The 15,010-nt window shown below is 70.1% G+C and carries 16 protein-coding genes; 4 read left to right on the top strand and 12 right to left on the bottom strand.

What is annotated here, in order from left to right; translation table 11 throughout:
• Positions 1-9: 9 nt before the first annotated feature.
• The 5 genes from AB0E98_RS11815 to AB0E98_RS11835 all read right to left on the bottom strand — a co-directional run bounded on the left by AB0E98_RS11815 (position 10) and on the right by AB0E98_RS11835 (position 3,195).
• Complete coding sequence (locus AB0E98_RS11815; RefSeq protein WP_361701384.1) at positions 10-888, bottom strand: radical SAM protein; 879 nt, start codon at positions 886-888, stop codon at positions 10-12.
• A complete protein-coding gene (locus AB0E98_RS11820) occupies positions 885-2,186 on the bottom strand; it encodes a radical SAM protein (protein WP_361701386.1) in 1,302 nt (433 codons plus the stop codon). Before AB0E98_RS11820 ends, AB0E98_RS11815 begins: the two co-directional genes overlap by 4 nt.
• Positions 2,187-2,190: 4 nt before the next feature.
• Positions 2,191-2,550, bottom strand: a complete 360-nt coding sequence (locus tag AB0E98_RS11825; RefSeq protein ID WP_266907177.1) for a hypothetical protein — start codon at positions 2,548-2,550, stop codon at positions 2,191-2,193.
• A 169-nt stretch (positions 2,551-2,719) separates the two neighbouring features.
• Entirely contained in the window at positions 2,720-2,983 is a 264-nt protein-coding gene (locus AB0E98_RS11830; RefSeq protein ID WP_361701388.1) for a hypothetical protein, read from the bottom strand.
• Positions 2,980-3,195, bottom strand: a complete 216-nt coding sequence (locus tag AB0E98_RS11835) for a hypothetical protein (protein ID WP_361701390.1) — start codon at positions 3,193-3,195, stop codon at positions 2,980-2,982. Before AB0E98_RS11835 ends, AB0E98_RS11830 begins: the two co-directional genes overlap by 4 nt.
• Positions 3,196-3,432: 237 nt before the next feature.
• Between AB0E98_RS11835 and AB0E98_RS11840 the strand changes: the two genes are divergently transcribed.
• The gene (locus AB0E98_RS11840) at positions 3,433-4,755 is read left to right on the top strand and encodes a DNA-binding protein (RefSeq protein WP_361701392.1); all 1,323 of its coding nucleotides are present in this window, start codon (positions 3,433-3,435) and stop codon (positions 4,753-4,755) included.
• Positions 4,756-4,769: 14 nt separating this feature from the next.
• On the opposite strand, the gene AB0E98_RS11845 is transcribed toward AB0E98_RS11840, so the two are convergent.
• The 7 genes from AB0E98_RS11845 to AB0E98_RS11875 all read right to left on the bottom strand — a co-directional run bounded on the left by AB0E98_RS11845 (position 4,770) and on the right by AB0E98_RS11875 (position 11,691).
• Positions 4,770-5,780, bottom strand: coding sequence for an NAD-dependent epimerase/dehydratase family protein (locus tag AB0E98_RS11845; protein WP_361701537.1), 1,011 nt, complete (start codon positions 5,778-5,780; stop codon positions 4,770-4,772).
• Between the two features lie 254 nt (positions 5,781-6,034).
• The gene (locus AB0E98_RS11850) at positions 6,035-6,430 is read right to left on the bottom strand and encodes a hypothetical protein (protein ID WP_361701394.1); all 396 of its coding nucleotides are present in this window, start codon (positions 6,428-6,430) and stop codon (positions 6,035-6,037) included.
• A gap of 212 nt (positions 6,431-6,642) precedes the next feature.
• Positions 6,643-8,376, bottom strand: a complete 1,734-nt coding sequence (locus AB0E98_RS11855) for a relaxase/mobilization nuclease domain-containing protein (protein ID WP_361701396.1) — start codon at positions 8,374-8,376, stop codon at positions 6,643-6,645.
• Positions 8,373-8,768 (bottom strand): plasmid mobilization relaxosome protein MobC, encoded by a 396-nt coding sequence (locus AB0E98_RS11860; RefSeq protein WP_361701397.1) that lies wholly within the window; start codon positions 8,766-8,768, stop codon positions 8,373-8,375. The genes AB0E98_RS11855 and AB0E98_RS11860 overlap by 4 nt, the downstream gene beginning before the upstream one ends.
• 470 nt (positions 8,769-9,238) lie before the next feature.
• The gene (locus AB0E98_RS11865) at positions 9,239-10,531 is read right to left on the bottom strand and encodes a hypothetical protein (RefSeq protein ID WP_361701399.1); all 1,293 of its coding nucleotides are present in this window, start codon (positions 10,529-10,531) and stop codon (positions 9,239-9,241) included.
• Positions 10,532-10,702: 171 nt separating this feature from the next.
• Complete coding sequence (locus AB0E98_RS11870; RefSeq protein WP_361701400.1) at positions 10,703-11,197, bottom strand: hypothetical protein; 495 nt, start codon at positions 11,195-11,197, stop codon at positions 10,703-10,705.
• Between the two features lie 113 nt (positions 11,198-11,310).
• Positions 11,311-11,691, bottom strand: a complete 381-nt coding sequence (locus AB0E98_RS11875; protein ID WP_361701401.1) for a hypothetical protein — start codon at positions 11,689-11,691, stop codon at positions 11,311-11,313.
• Between the two features lie 1,045 nt (positions 11,692-12,736).
• Here AB0E98_RS11875 and AB0E98_RS11880 point away from each other — a divergent pair.
• The 3 genes from AB0E98_RS11880 to AB0E98_RS11890 all read left to right on the top strand — a co-directional run bounded on the left by AB0E98_RS11880 (position 12,737) and on the right by AB0E98_RS11890 (position 14,998).
• On the top strand, positions 12,737-12,988 hold the full coding sequence (locus tag AB0E98_RS11880) for a helix-turn-helix transcriptional regulator (protein WP_350918674.1): 252 nt from the start codon (positions 12,737-12,739) through the stop codon (positions 12,986-12,988).
• A 136-nt stretch (positions 12,989-13,124) separates the two neighbouring features.
• A complete protein-coding gene (locus AB0E98_RS11885) occupies positions 13,125-13,454 on the top strand; it encodes a helix-turn-helix domain-containing protein (protein WP_361701539.1) in 330 nt (109 codons plus the stop codon).
• A gap of 29 nt (positions 13,455-13,483) precedes the next feature.
• On the top strand, positions 13,484-14,998 hold the full coding sequence (locus AB0E98_RS11890; protein ID WP_361701402.1) for a LacI family DNA-binding transcriptional regulator: 1,515 nt from the start codon (positions 13,484-13,486) through the stop codon (positions 14,996-14,998).
• Positions 14,999-15,010 lie beyond the last annotated feature (12 nt).

The raw sequence follows: 15,010 nt of genomic DNA on the forward strand, positions 1-15,010 counted from the left end.
CCCCCAAGGTCAGGCCGCCGCGCAGTCACGGGATGCGGGACGGCAGATGGCGGCGCAGTCGGGTCCGACGCGGTCCGTGGCCGGCGCGTCGAGGAAGGCTCGGATCTCGGTACGTGGGGCATGGACGCTGACCTCGGATGCTCCGTAGGGGCAGTGCCGCACCTCGCCGTCGGCCGACATGTAGAGGGTGGCCGACCGGCAGGGGTGGCTTTCCTCCTTGGACAGCTGTAGCTGCCGCAGGTCGTCGAGGTAGGAGCGGTATCCGTTGGACAGGCGGAAGTGCTGGTCGAGTGCCGCCGTGTCGCGGGCCCTCTGCGTCAGGGAGTCCTGGAGTGATCGGCTGTCCCGGCGCAGGGCGCTTTCGGAGAGGAGGACGGGGCTCAGCTGGATGTCGATCCCCGTTCCCGCTACGAGGTCGGCGAGCTGGGCGGCTTCCTCGTCGTCCACATCCCAGTAGGTGAGGTGAAGGACCTTCGAGGGGGTGTCCACGGCGTCCAGCGTCGCGACGGCCGAGGCTGCCGTCCGGGTGGTGCGGCCGAGCGTCATTGCGCCCTGCGAGTCCGCGGAGACGGTCACGTTGGTCAGAAGGTGACCGACCTCCGCGAGGGCAGCGACCTCAGCCTCGGAGCGGGCCGAGGTCACCATGGACACCGTCATGCCGAACTGGAGGGCCAGGCGGACGAGCTGCCGGAGCTCTGGGTGGTGGGTCGGCTCACCGCCCGTGAGGCACACGCCCTCCACCCCGGTCTCCTTCAGCCGCGACAGGGCACGTGTGTACGTGGCGGTGGTGAGGAAGCCGCGGGCGCGGTCGGCCCGGAAGCAGAAGCTGCACGCGACCTCGCAGTGGCCGGCCGTCGAGACCAGCGCCGTACGGACGGGGGTGCTCATTGGACCCCCGTGTTGTCCCAGACCGCGATGGCCACGGTGCTGGTGTAGAAGGCGCACATCTGCGGGTCGGGGGTGCTGCCGCCGATGAGGGCCTGTTCGTTGCGGGACGGGCCTCCGCAGATGGCCAGCGCCGGGCAGTCGCCGCATGCGGGGATCGGCGCGACCTTCTTCGTCGCCCTTGTGAGGCGGCTGGGGTCCGACCGTAGCTCGTCGAGTGTGTGGAGGAACTCGGGCTCGGTGAAGTTGATGTCGCACACGCTGACCCGGTTGCCGGGCAGCAGGGCGGCGTTGAGGCTGCGGTCCCCCTGCATGTGGTCGAAGAGCATCGGCCGGCGGGTGTCGAGGGCCTGGAAGGCCCGGTCGAGGACGGAGAAGAGCATCCCGCCCTTCCCGAGCGCGGTCAGGCGGGCCTCGTAGAGCTCCCGGGCCAGGTCAGCGCCGTTCACCCGCCACTCGCCCCCAGTGGGGATGGGCGTGTTGACGTAGATGAACTTGAGGCCGAGGTCGTCGATGATCCACTGCACGCTCTCGGCCAGGCGCCCGATGTTGGACGCCGTGGGGGTGAGGTTGCAGCCGACGTGCAGGCCCTTCGCCTCGACCAGGCGCCGGACGTTGCGGCGGATGCGGTCGTCGGCGGGCTGCCCGCCGAGGAGGAGCCGGTTCGCCGAGTTGATTCCCGGCGGGCCGTCGATGGAGATGCCGACCCCGTACTCGCGCTGTACGAAGTGGTCGAGGGCCTCGTCCGTCAGGCGGGCGCCGTTGGTGACGACCGTGCGCCGGACCCGCTCGACGCCGTAGCGGGCAGCGAGGGTGTCGGCGAGTTCGTCGCCGTACTTCATGAGGTCGAAGCGGATGGTCGGCTCGCCGCCGAACCACTGGACCGAGACCTCCTCCTGCCCCGCGTTCTGCTCGAACAGGAACTCAAGGCCGGCGGTGAGCTCCTGCTCCGTCATGTCCGGCTTGCCGCTGTTGGTGTCGACGAAGCAGTACGTGCAGGCCATGTTGCAGCGGTCGGTGAGCACCACCCGCAGGCCGCTGATCCGGTGCGGCGTCGGGTCGATACCCAGGGTGTGGAGACGGTGGTGGAGCGCTTCACGGCGGTCGGTCGTGGGGCCGTCCTGGGTGAAGCCGAGCCCGGCGAGGGCTAAGTGCGTCGCGGTCGGGGGGACCCCGGCGAGGTCAGAGACCTCGCCGGAGTCGAGAAGCACACTCTCTAGCGTGACCGGGTCGAGGAGGACAGCCTCGCCGTCACGGTCGTACTGGAAGTATTTCCCCCACAGCAGCTGGGGAGTGGCCACTGGGTCAGGCCGCCGTTTCCTCTTCGGCGATCCCCAGCTCGGCCATGACGGCGCGGACCTTGTCCTCGGCGTCGGCCTGGAGCCGGGCGGAGGCCGCGGGGGAACCGCCGTCGGAGAGGACGATCACACCGGGGAGCGTCGGGTTCGGCGCGATGACCGTGAGGCCGGCGGGCTCGGTGCTGATGACCATGACCGCGCCCTCCAGGCTGACCCAGTCGGTGCGGTCCTTCAGGGCCTCCAGGATGCGGCCCTGCTTGTCGCGGAAGGAAGCGCGCTCACCCATCCACACGCCCGCCTTGGACTTGGAGTCCACGACGTCCGCGTAGATGAGGTGGTTCTGCTTCTCTTTCCTGGGCTTCGGCATAGCTGATCTCCTTGGTGGAAGGGTGACTGCCCGGGACGGGCAGCTTGGATCCGCTCTGGTGCCGCCGGTCTGGTGCCCGTTCGGCACCAGACCGGTTTCGTGCACGGCGCCCTGGGCGCCGTTCCCCACCAGTGCCGACCGTTTGATCAGCACTGGGCGGGAAGCCTGTTCAGCCCTTCGTGCGGCTGGTCTGTGCCGAGTCGGCGACCGGCTGGAGGGTGTCCGGATCGGCGGTCCATTCCCGACCCGAATGGTCCAGCGGGCGCATGTGCGCCACCTTCCTGACCGGCCTGCCGGTGAGTTTCGATACGTAGATCAGGACGGCGCCCACGGTTCCGCGTCGTCCGCTGGCGGGGTGTGCGACGTCCTGGCCGAGGAACCGGTGCTTGGTGTCCTCCGTGACCCAGACGTTCGCCCCCGTGGTCTCGCTCATTGGGCTCCTCCGAGGCCGAGGAAGGCGTCGAACTGGGCGGAGCTCCAGGTGGAGGGGTCGCCGTTCCGGCTACGGAACGCCTCAGCGGCCCGGGGCAGGCCGCGGCGCTCCGACGTGGTGCCGGCCGACGTCTCCACGTACGGGGCTACGACGGCCTCGTAGTGCGTGCTGGTCGCGCCGGGGGTTCGTCGGGGAAGCCGGGGGCTGCTCACGGTCCACTCCCTTTCACCGGGGTCGTCGAAGTGACGTAAGAGTCCCCCTGGTGCGGGTGTCACGGCCACGACGCGGTGGGTGTCATCTGGCGCTCGCCCAGGTGACCGAGGTGTCATGGAGGTAGCTCCGCGATGCCATCTGCTCGGATTTCATTGCGCAGCAGGGGCGTTGACGGGTAGGCACGAAGTGGAGCGGGGCGCGACGTGGCCCGTCTCCTGACCTTGAGGGAGCGACCGATGGACGAACCGGCGACGCTGCTGCGCGTCTTAGTCCAGCAGCGGCATTGGCGTTACAGGGACTTCGTCACGGCGTTCGAGCGCGCGGCCTCACAGGCCGGCGTACAGGGCCTGTCGGTGTCCGAGGCACAGTTCCGGCGGTGGACCTCGGGCCGGATCAAGACCATGCCGGGGCCGGACACGTGTCGGGTACTGGAGCGGCTCTTCGACGTGGAGGCCGCGGCACTGTTCGGGTCACCGCCCGCGCTGTCGAACTCGGCATCGGTGGCTTCCACTGCGTACGACCTCGAAAGTGAAATCGCGATGACCGCACGTGACGCCGCCGATGAGGCGGGGGCTGCCGCCGCGCAGTCCGTATCTGACACGACCATCGACCAGCTTCGTGACGACGCACTGTCCCTCGCCCGCTCGTACGGGGCCGTGAGCGCCTTCGACGTGTTCCGGCGGGCGAAGGTCCTGCGCTCGGAGGCGGAGCACCAACGTGGACTCACCAAGGTGCCTGTACAGCAGCAGGACCTGCTGATCGTGGCGGGCCAGGCGTGCGCGCTGCTGTCGACCGCCGCGTTCGACCTCGGCGCCCTGGACGACTCGGCACGCCTCGCCCGGTCGGCTGCCCTGTACGGAGAGATGGCGCGGTTTGATCCTCTACGGGCCTATGCCACAGGGTCCTTGGCAATCTGCGCGTATTTCACGGGCCGTCCTTCCGAAGCCGTACGGCACGCGCGGACCGCACTGGCCTACGCCGGCCTGGGCGATACGGCCAGGCGGCGGCTGTTGTCCATCGAGGCCCGCGCCCACGGGCATCTCGGGGACCGGGAACGGGCCACCCGCGCGCTCGTCGCGTCCACGCGGCAGGACAGCGGCGAGCGGGACGCCCTGCACGATGACGTCGGCGGTGAGTTCGCCTTCAACGAGGAGCGGCTGCTGATGTCCAACGGCACCACCGCTCTGCTTGTCGGTGACGGAGCGGGGGCCGAGGTGACGGCGCGACGGGCGCTGGATCTGGTCGCGTCCCGGCCGCCGGCCCGGCAGTCGGTACCAGTACGGGGCAAAGCCGCGGCCGACCTCGCCGCGGCGCAGCTGCTCCGGGGCGACCTGGACGCGGCGGCGGCGACGCTGGAGACGGTGTGGGCGATCCCGGCAGAACAGCGTGTGGCGGGCCTTCTGGAGCGCACCGGCGGCTTGCGGCGTGCTCTGACAGCCCCCGCGTTCAGGGCGACACGGGTGGCCGTCACGCTCGGCGAACAGATCGAAGAATTCGGGCGTCTCTCGGCACCGAGGCAGCTGGGTACGGGGAGTGGGCTCCTCGCCATCGAGCCCTGAAGCTGGCCCCGTTCCTACGGGTGGCCGAGGGTGGCGAGGATCAGGGCCTCCTTGGCCGGGTCCACTCCGTGCTCGTCCCACCGCGGGTGTTCGACCGGTCGGCCGTCTGCCTGCATCCATGCCCAGGTGTCGGCAATGGTGTCGGCGAGCGGACGGCAGCGGAGCCCGGCTGCCACGGCACGGGAGGCATGGACGGACCACACCCCAGAGTGGGTGCGCCACAGCGGAAGCTCCGTCCACTGCTTCACACCGTGCGCGGTGAGCGTCGCAGCATCGGCCCACACCGGGCTGCCGGTGCTACCGGTGACGGCCAGGCATGTGGCGATGAAGTCGGCCCAGCTGATGCCCTCGGGGTGGGCGATGTTGAACGCCTGGCCGGGGCCATCGGTGCCGGCGGCCTGATCGACGGCGAAGGCGGCGACGTCCCGCACGTCCACGGGCTGGATCATCTGAACGGCTGGTGCCGGGGCGACGATCGGGCCGCCGCGCTGGGCGCGGGTGAGCCACCAAGGGAGGCGGCCGACGTATTCGCCGGGGCCCAAGATCACTCCAGGCCGCAGGAACACCACGTCGTCCCCGAAGGCGGCGCGCACGGCAGCCTCTCCGCCAGCCTTCTGGAACCCGTACTTCGTCGGGCTGCCGTCGGCGCCTGTGTGCCCGTAGGACTCATCGGCGTCCGGCGGGCACTCCAACAGAGGCGAGCCCTCGGTGAGCGGGTGGTGGGGCCAGCCCTGGTAGACGGACACCGTGGAGACGTGCACCCACCGGGCGGCGGACGGGCGCAGGATGTCGGCGGCGAGGAGTACGTCACGGGGTGGGAACTCGCTGCTGGACGTGTCGATCACGGCATCCCACGGCCCGTGCGAGGCGAGCCGCTTCAGATCATCGGGACTCGTCCGGTCACCCCGGACCGTGCCGACGCCCTCAACCGCACCGGAACGGCCCCGGTTGAACGTCGTTACCTCCCACCCGCGTCGAAGTGCATCGTCAACGACCGCTCGGCCAAGGAACCAGGTGCCACCCATCACCAAAATCCGCATGAGGGCGACCCTGCCACGAACGGCAATGCGACACCATCCCGCCTCTGATCTTGAAAGGCTGACCCCGGCGATACTTCGGATCGGTGCGGGCCGGCGGGTGCTCGTGGGTTTGCGCGTGTATGCCGCAGGCCCGGCCGTAGTTTCCGGCCGGGCCTGCGGCATGTGCGGGGATCCAGGGGCAATGCTGATGGGGGCGGTGGGCTGAGGGTTCAGGTCGGTGGGTGGAAGTGTGTGGCCGGTCAGTCCTCCGCGTGTTCGGCCCAGTATTCGAGGGTGTCTTCCGCGGTGACGATGGGGAGCAGGCGCTCGTACTCCGCGTAGTCCTCGTCGGTCATGATCGCGACGGCGTCTGGGACCACGGAGTCCTCGGGGAGCATGGCGAAGTACTTCAGGAGCAGGTCGACGAAGACCTGCCGCTTCGCGTCGATCTCGCGCAGCCAGTCGGCCTCACGTCGCAACTGTGCCAGCCCGGCGGCCTCCTCTTCCGGGGTGACGGTGGTGAGCAGGAGGTGCTCGGCGATAGTGAACGGACGCCCGTCGCGGTGGTAGGGGCGCGTGGGGTCGTCGAGGTGGCCGTACCAGTCGACGTCGGTGAAGAGGACGACGACGTCGGGGCGTATGGAGGGCTGGGGCATGGGCGGGTTCCTTGCATGGTGTCGTGTCATCGGATTGCTCTGGTGAGTGGTTCGGGGCGGTGTCTGTGGGCGGGGCTCGAGGCAGGGGCGTTGTGGGCATGGAGGTACTCCTCAAGGGGGTGGGGTGGGGCGGGGCTGTACTTCAAGGGTCTGGAGAATCCCCGGTTTGGCTGACCGGGGATCGTCGGCTACCTTCAGCCGCTTGTCCTCGGTCAGCGCCGACGGGTTGAATCGTTCGCTGGCCTGACCGCCGGTTGCGCGGCAGGCGCTGCGGTTGGTGTCCGCCGGTTGCCTCGGGCGGGCGGATCGTGCGGGGGCTCGGGGGCTGCGGGCAGGTGGGCGCTGCGGCGTAGGCGCCAGACGAGGACATCGCTGATCGAGGCAGCGGTATCGAGTTCACGTCGGCGGGTGGCTTCGGCGAGCAGAGCGGCCGGGTCATGGCCTGCGGCCTGGGCGTCGGTGAGTGTGGCGGCCAGGGCGGGCCAGCCGGGTTCGGCCAGGATCCGGTCGGCCACCTCCGGCAGTGCCTGGCGGACGAGTGCGGCCTGCCGCTGCTGAACCTGCCGGGTCAGCCGCTGGCCTCGCTGCTGGAGTACACCCATGGGCTGGGTGGCGGCTGCCTGGTAGGCGGCGCGCAGGTGTTCGGCAGCCTGTTGGGCGGCTGCCGCCTGCTGGGCGTGGTGCCTCCCCGCGTGCCAGTTCGCCGCCGTGATGGCGAGGAAGAACACCATGTCGATGAGCATGGCGGTGGTGGCGCCGTCCTCCCCGTGGCCGAGGGCGGGCCCGCTGCGGACGAGGTCGCCGGCGGCCTGCCGCAGAGCGCGGTCGTGCCCTCGTACGGCCTTCACGTGTGAGCGGGAGGCCCGCTCGAACGCGGAAGCGGCGTCACGGAGTTCTTTGCGGGTGTTGGCGGCGGAGGTTTTAGCGAGGGCGTCGAGGACTTCCGCAGCGGCGGCGATCTGGGCTGCTGCGGTGCCGTCGTCGCCGTGGTCGATGATCAGCAGCGCCTGCCAGGTGGCGGCGGTGGCGCGGCGGCGCGCGTATGCCGGTCCGGTTACCGGTGGCAGGGCGGGCTGCTCTGGCGCGCCGCCTTCGCCTGAGGTGGCCTGTGCCGACGTGGTCCAGCGTTCGCGGATGCGGGGCAGGGAGAGGTCGGGGGCGAGCTTGGACCCCGAGTAGTAGACGGGTTCGCCGTCCCTGTTGCGGTCGTCGGGCAGGGCAACGGTGTAACCGAGCAGGTCCCCGGACGGTGCCACGCGGCGTCGGGTGAGGAGGCCGGCGGAGGTGAGGCGGCCGAAGAACTCCTCCTCGCTCTGGGCGCCGGCCACCGCGCGTCGGACGGTCTCGCGGAGTTCCTCCCTAGGGGTGCGCTCTTTGTTGTAGCGGTTTGCTTTGTGGCGCTCCGCGCTGGTGGGGCGCTGAGCGGCGGTTCCGTCGCCGGTGTTGAGGCGGCGCAGGCCGTAGGCGGCTTCGACGCGGCGGGCCTCGACCTGGGAGCGCTTGGCTTCGTTGTGGCGGCGCGGCTTGCGGCCGGCTTCGCGGACGGTGGTGGCGATGATGTGGATGTGGTCCTCCGCGTGGCGGACGGCGGCCCACCGGCATCCGGCGCCGTCGCCGGGGTCAATGCCGGTCGCGGCGACCATCCGCCGCGCGATGTCGCCCCACTGGGCGTCGGTGAGGATCGGGTCTTCGGGTGCGGCGCGGACGGACAGGTGCCACACGTGCTCGGTGGGGCGGCTCGACGGGGGCAGGGCTTCGACGGGCTGGTCGAGGAGCTTCTGCAGGTCGGCGTATGTGGCTTTCGGGTTGCGGCCGGGGTCGGGGACCAGGCTGTCCCAGGCTGCGACGAGGTGGGGGTCGGTGTGTTCCTCGTGGGTTCCGGGCCCGTAGAGGTAGCGGATGAGGCCGATGGTGCGGGTGCCCATCTTGTGGATGCGGGGGATCATCCGGCGGGAGTCTCCGTTTCCACGTAGCGCTGGGTGAAGTCCTCCACACGTTTGGCGGTCCGCATCACGGCGTCGAGGACCGCCTTGGCGTGCGGGGCGTCGGCGCCGGAGTTCAGGACGGTGGTGACCTGGTTGAGGTTGTTGCCGATCTGGCCGAGGGCCCGGCGTAGTGCGAACAGCTCGCTGACCATCTCGCGGCGGGTGGCGATCTCGGCTTCGGTGTGTTCGAGGTCGCGCGCGGCCTTCAGGGCGGAGTGGGCGAGGAAGCCGGCGACGCTCATGCGGCAGACGGATGAGGCATGGAGGAGGAGCTGGTATTCGTCGTGGTTCATGCGGCAGCTGGGCTGGTGCATGCGCTTGTTCTCGGCGCGCAGACGCTCACGCTGGCGCACGTGCGGTTTCGACGGGGAGGCGTGGGTGCAGCGGGTGGTGTGGCAGGAGTGCTGTTTCTCCCTGCCAGGATGCGGTCCGTCCTCGGCCGCATCCCCGACCGGCGCCCCCTGGTGCCGGTCCTCCCCCGCCACCCTGGGGGCGGGGGAGCCCAGAGCATTGCTCCTGACGGGAGCAATGCTCTGGGTACAACTTGCTGCTCGGTTGGTGGCTGATGTGGAGGCAGATTGCTGCTGGTCGCGAAGGGTGACTATGTCGGGCTGGTCGTGAATGGAAGGAGCTCCTTGTGCGGAGGCGAATCGGACGAGGGGGGCGAGCAGCCTGGTGGCGGACTGGTCTCGCGGTGTTCGGGAGGAGGTATACGGCCCGGCCACTGCTCGCGTGGCCGGGCGAGTGGAATGTCTACGGACCAGCTGGCGCCGCTGGTCCGTAGTCCCAGATCAGGTGTTCCGTGGGATGACCGGATATCCGGTCAGTCGCTGGGAGCGCTGGTACCGGCGCTCTGTTCTTCGTGCAGGAGCGCCCTGAGCTCGGTGACCCGGTCCTCGGCGATGGTGAGTCCGGCGGCGTGCACGGCGTTCCGCAAGATGGCACGGGTGGCCTTTCCGTGCACCGCGATGGCGTGGCGGCCGATGACGAGCAGTTCGTCCATTTCGGCGCCGGGAGGGCGACCGTAGCGCTGCGCCGTCAGAACGCCTTCCCCAGCGGACGGCTCCGCGCCGTCGCCGGCGGGGCTCGTTTCGTGCAGGGGCAGGTGGGGCTGCACGGATGTAGGCGGTGGGTCCTCGGGGTGACCTTCGGGATCGGGGTGTTCCCTGCCTTCCGCCTCTTCCGTGCTGTTGTCGACGCCCGGTCGGCCGGGTGAACGCCGCGGCTCGACGGGAGGTGCGGCGTTCCGGGCCGGGCTGGGATCGACCCAAGGTGAAGGCAGCTCGATGGTCGCCAGCGCTACCGCGTGGCGGCGCGCGGCGAGCTGCTGGAGCAGGTCGCGGAGCTGGCGGTCGTCGATGCCCACCGCGGCTTGGGCGACGGCCCGTGACAACCGTCGTGCGATGTGCCGGCCTCGCCACCGGCTGCGCTGCTTCGGGGTGCGCTCGGCGAGGAGTGCGGCCAGGGCAACGGCCTTTCGGGTGGCGCGGTCGCGGGTGATCTGCGCGGCATCACGGTCGCGTTCGGCGATGCCCAGGCGGGAGAGAAGGCGTTCGCGTATCTCACGGCCGGCCCTGGCCAGGAGGCTGTGGGAGGAGGCTTCCGGCTTGTGGAGGCGTAGCTCGATGCCCATGGCCTGATGCCAGAGCAGTGCGGCCAGGACCGGCCCCACGAAGGCTCGCACGGTGCCGCCTACCGGGCCGGATTCGGCGTACGCGGGGATCACCTGCACGGTGGTGATCACCCAGGTCAGGGTTCCCGGCAAGCCGGGTGCCTGCTTGGGCCCGTGGAGGTTCTGCCGTGCCAGCAGCGCTGTGGCGAACAGGGCGAACTCCGCGGCGGCGAACATGGCGGCGCGTTCGGTCGTGCCGCTCATGTCCAGGTAGTCGGAGGCGAACCGCCAGCTGGTGTCGGCGCTGTAGGCGGTGCAGCCGACCGCGGCCAGCGCGGCGATGGTGACGGCGGGCGACGCAGGGTTGCGTATGCCGCCGTTTCGACGTGTGCGCTGCTGCGTCAGCCGCCTTATCAGCAGCGCGGAGCAGGTCAGTGCGAGGGCGACGAGAGTGAGGGATGTGGCGTTCCAGTGCCCGAGTGCGGGCAGGGCGAGTGGTGTCATGCAGGGGTCTCCGGAGACCCGCCCGCGCCATGCAGAGGCGCGGGCGGGCGGTGTGGTGATGGCGATGAGGTGGGGAGGCGGCGCCGGAGGCGGGCGAGGCCGTTGCGGCGAGACCAGGAGCACGGTGGGGTGGCCGACCCAGAGGCCGGACCGGCACGTGTGGGGGGCGGCTCAGCGTCTGCTGGAGCGAGCGGGACCCGAAGGGGGAGTGCCGATGCCACCCGCCACGCCGGTGGTCGGGCGCGGCGGGGCCGACTGCCGGGTGGGAGTCGTGGCGGTGGCGGCTTCGCGGCCGGCACGAACGGACCGGTAAGGCGCGAGCTGGGCGCGTGCCGCTGGAGGGATGACGGATCCGACGGAGCGCAGGCGGGCCTCGACGTCGGGGTGCGGGCCGGCGGTGAGCTCGTGGAGGGTGGACGGTGCTGTCTCGCCGACGGCGACGGCGCGCCGGTTTCCGCGCAGTTCGGATAGGTATGCCGTCACGTCGTCCGGGTCGGCGACCGGGAGGGGATCGGTGTGCCGCTCCAGGCGGTCGCGGCGGTAGGCGGCCCACTTGCGGGCGACGTCCACCGGCAGGATCCGGTATCCGGAGGTGCGGGTGTGTGCCCTTATCGCTTCGCGGACGTCCCAGCCTTGGGCGGTGAAGGGAACGTCGGCCAGGATCACGTGCCACTGGGCGATCTGGTCACGGGCAGTGCCGCTGTCCGTGTGGGCGGTGCGGGTGTCGAGGTGTCCGACGTAGGCGAGCAGGATGGCGATCTCTCGGAGGTCCAGGGTAGTTATTCCGTTCCGGTAGGGGTGTCGTGGGCTTCGAGTTCGGTGAGGGCGTCGAGCAGGGCGGTGGTGTGCTGCTCGGCGCGGGTCCTTCCGGTCGCAGGACCGGAGGAGGCGCCGCCTGGCAGGGAGCGCAGGTGCGGGCGGCCAGGAGCGGGAGTGTGTTCGCGGGTGATCCACTCGCGCCAGTCGGCGGACCAGGCGGCGGCGGTGCGCGGTCCCCAGACCGCCCGGTAGTTGCGCCACTTCTCGTCAGCCGCTCGCAGGGCGTGCTCGCCGAGCCGGTCGAGGTGGCCCTGTTGCCGCAGCCACGTCTGGGTGGCGTCGTCGATGTGCCACTGGGCGGCGGGGATGAGCGGAGAGCTGCTGCTCTTACTACCGTTCATCTTTGGTTCTCTACTGTTCTGGGGGTCGGATTCCGGTCCCCTTCCGGGTTGGAATCCGGTCCCCCCAGGGGTTGGATTCCGGTCCCCAGGGCCGGTTTCAGGCCCCCCTTCAAGTGGCTTCGACGGGCCGGATTCCGGCCCGGTGGGGGCCGGATCCCGGTCCCTCGCTGTGGCCTGCTCGGCGAGGAACCGGGCCGCATCGGGAAGGTGGTAGTACCTCTCGCCGCGAGGGCCCTTGCGATCCTCGATCCACACCAGCTCGCCGCTGGCGATCAGCTTGTCGAGGGCGTCCCGCACGGCGCTGCGGGACGCGTTGGCCCGCTTCATGAGGGCGGAGACCGAGGCGTACGCGATGCAGCGGCCATCGACGCATCGGTCGGCGATCAGCACGAGGATCAGGCGGGCGGTGCCCTTGCTGCGGCTGTGGTCCCACACCCATGCGCGGGCGTCGTGACTCATCGGGTGGCGGCTCCTTGGTGAGGGCGGGCAGGGGGTAGCCCGCTTCGGGTGGGGGAGGGGAGGGTGCGGTGTGACGGTTGCGGCCTGCGGGCGTGCGGTGCTGGCAGCTTCGCTGCCCGGCCTTGGAGTGCCGGAGCTTGCCGTGTCCCCCGGGATGAGCGTTCGGGGTGCATGGACAAGACAGCCACATTGGTTCGCGCAAGTCCAGCATTCCACCGAGAAAGCAAATAGCTCGCGGCGAACATGTTCCTGTGGGTGTGTAAAAACGGTAGACCCGAATCCCCGGTTGACCAAATAGCTTGGGAAATTGGCGGGACGAATAGGGCAATTCGCGACGCTTCGGCAATGTCTCCGCGCACCCCCGCCGTTACCTCCAGATCCTCCATCCATGCAGGTTGGAAGGGTGCAGCCTGCGGGCGGCCCTCCAGTCGACGAACCTGACGGGCCATTATTTGGTCAACCGGGGATCCGCTGCTATGTTTCGCAATTTTTCGGCGGCAGGGTAGGGAACCCGACAGCAAAGCGGCGGAATGTAGCAGCAGATCCCCGGTTACCCAAACCGGGGATTCCAAGTTACAAAATATGCATGCCCCCAACACCTCTGGAAATCGGTCCGGCCGGGAATCGAGTCGCCCGTGCCATCGAGCGAGCCCGCACCGCGCGCGGTGTCGCCCAGCGCCAGCTGGCAGCCCGTGCCACCGCGCTGGGCCACCCCATGACCGTCACGACGATTTCCCGCATCGAACGCCGACGCCGCCGCTGCGACGTCGACGACCTCGTCGCGATCGCCGCCGCCCTCGGCGTCTCCCCGCTCGTGCTGCTCCAGGCCCCCGCGTAGCCGCACGAGCCCGGCCTGCGGCGTGCCAGTGGCCGCCGGCCACTCCGCACAGGCCATCTGCCCACTCCAGAACCGCGGTCGAACCCTCGACCTACTCCGCCGTACCTGATGAGGATCCTTCTTGCGTCAATCGCCCATGGCCGCAGCCTGCTCCGACTTCTCAGCCCTCCCCCGACTGTTCCGCCCCGAGGAGGTAGCCGATGCCCTCGGCTGTTCCGCCTGGTGGGTCAAGGACCGGGCCAGCCGGGGACGCATCCCGTTCACCCGGGTCGGACGTTCGTACCGCTTTACCGCTGAACACCTCGCGGAGATCATCCGCCTGCACGAAGTACGGCCGACGATCGCACCCGAACCGGCCACACCCTCCGCCCGGATGGTGCCGACGCGCACGGCGGCCCCATCCGCCCGCCTCCGCGCCCGTCGACCCCGCCGCGCACGCCAGGACGACTTCGACACCACCGCGTAGCTGACGACGAACCAAGAGGGGAGGGAACAGTGGGCTTCGCGGAGAAGCGCATCAACTACTGGCGCGGTCGCTACAAGACGGCCCCCGGAAAGCACAACACGGTCGTCGACTCGACCGGAGCAACCATCAAGTTCGCCACCAAGCGAGAGGCCAAGCGGGCCGCCGACGAGGCGGAGATCGGCTTCCGGCGCGGCGACGTACGTGACCCGTCACTGGGCCAGGAGACGTTCGGCGAATACGCGAGCCGCTGGTACGAGGCCCAGGACCTGGCCGCGTCCACCATGCAGAACTACCGACGCCACATCGAGGAGCACCTGCTCCCCGACTTCGAGGACAAGGCCCTCGCCGGCATCCTCCGCACCGACGTCGCGCTGTGGGAGAAGAAGGAACGCGCCTCCTACGCCGCCTCCAGTGTCAAGACCTGGCGGGCCACGCTCCACCTCATCCTCGCCGACGCCGTGGACGAGGGACTCATCGACGCGAACCCCGCCGCCAAGCGCCGAGGGAGGGGCAAGCGGGCCGGCCGCTCCGCCGACCGAGGCCCGGAAAAGGTCGTCACGGACGCGCTCGGCGCCCTCCTGATCGCCGAGCGGGCTGCCCTGCTGTCCGGCCGGGACGATGAGTTCGTCGCGGTGATCCTGAAGGCGTACACCGGCATGCGGTGGGGTGAAATCGTTGGCCTGGAGTCCGAGTTCGCCCGCCGAGGCTCGGTGCGTGTGGAGTGGCAGCTGTACGAGCTCGACTCGGGTGTGATGGTCCGCTGCCCGCCCAAGGACGACAGCTACCGCACCATCGACGCTCCCGGCTGGCTCTCGGCCCTCGTGGCCGACCACATCGCCCGCACCAAGCCCAAGCCGTGCCCGTGCCATGGCAGGACGTACGTCTTCCAAGGCCAGGGCACCGCCCGCACCGGAGGCCACCAGGGTGCGAAGCTGGTCGACGTAGCCCGCCGCGCCGGCGTCTCCACGGGCACGGTGTCCAACGTCCTGAACCACCCCGACCGCGTGCGCGAGGCCACACGTACCAGCGTCGAACTCGCCATCACCGAGCTGGGCTTCGTACGAGGTGGTGCGCCCTCGGAACATGCCGCCCACTGGCGACGCAACGGCTTCGCCACCTGGCTCTTCCACCCGGCGACCACGGGCTGGTACCCGAAGAAGGCCCCACAGGAGCCCCGTCCCGTTCCGCTCCTCGGCGACCCGTTCCCAGGCCTACCGGTCCGGGGCCGTAACGCCCAGGGTCGCTCCGACGCCTGCTGGACGGCCATCGCCAGAGGCCTCACGCCGCACGGCCTGCGCCATTCCCACCGCACCCACATGGAGGACCTCGGCACGGAGAAGGTCCTCATGGACGAGCGCATGGGCCACTTCGACGGATCGGTCTCCGCCCGCTACGCGCACGTGACCCCGGGTATGCGCCACCGCCTGCTCGCGGGCCTCACCCAGCAGTGGGAGGCAGCGCTCGATACCCGCCTGTCGATGAGCCCGAGGTCCCCGGTGCGTGCACTGGACACGCTTCTGCGAGCTCGATCGGCCGCACGGTAGCCGCGACAGGGA

Origin of the sequence: Streptomyces sp. NPDC037389, assembly GCF_040636475.1 — a bacterium.
GTDB classification, from domain to species: Bacteria; Actinomycetota; Actinomycetes; order Streptomycetales; family Streptomycetaceae; genus Streptomyces; species Streptomyces hesseae.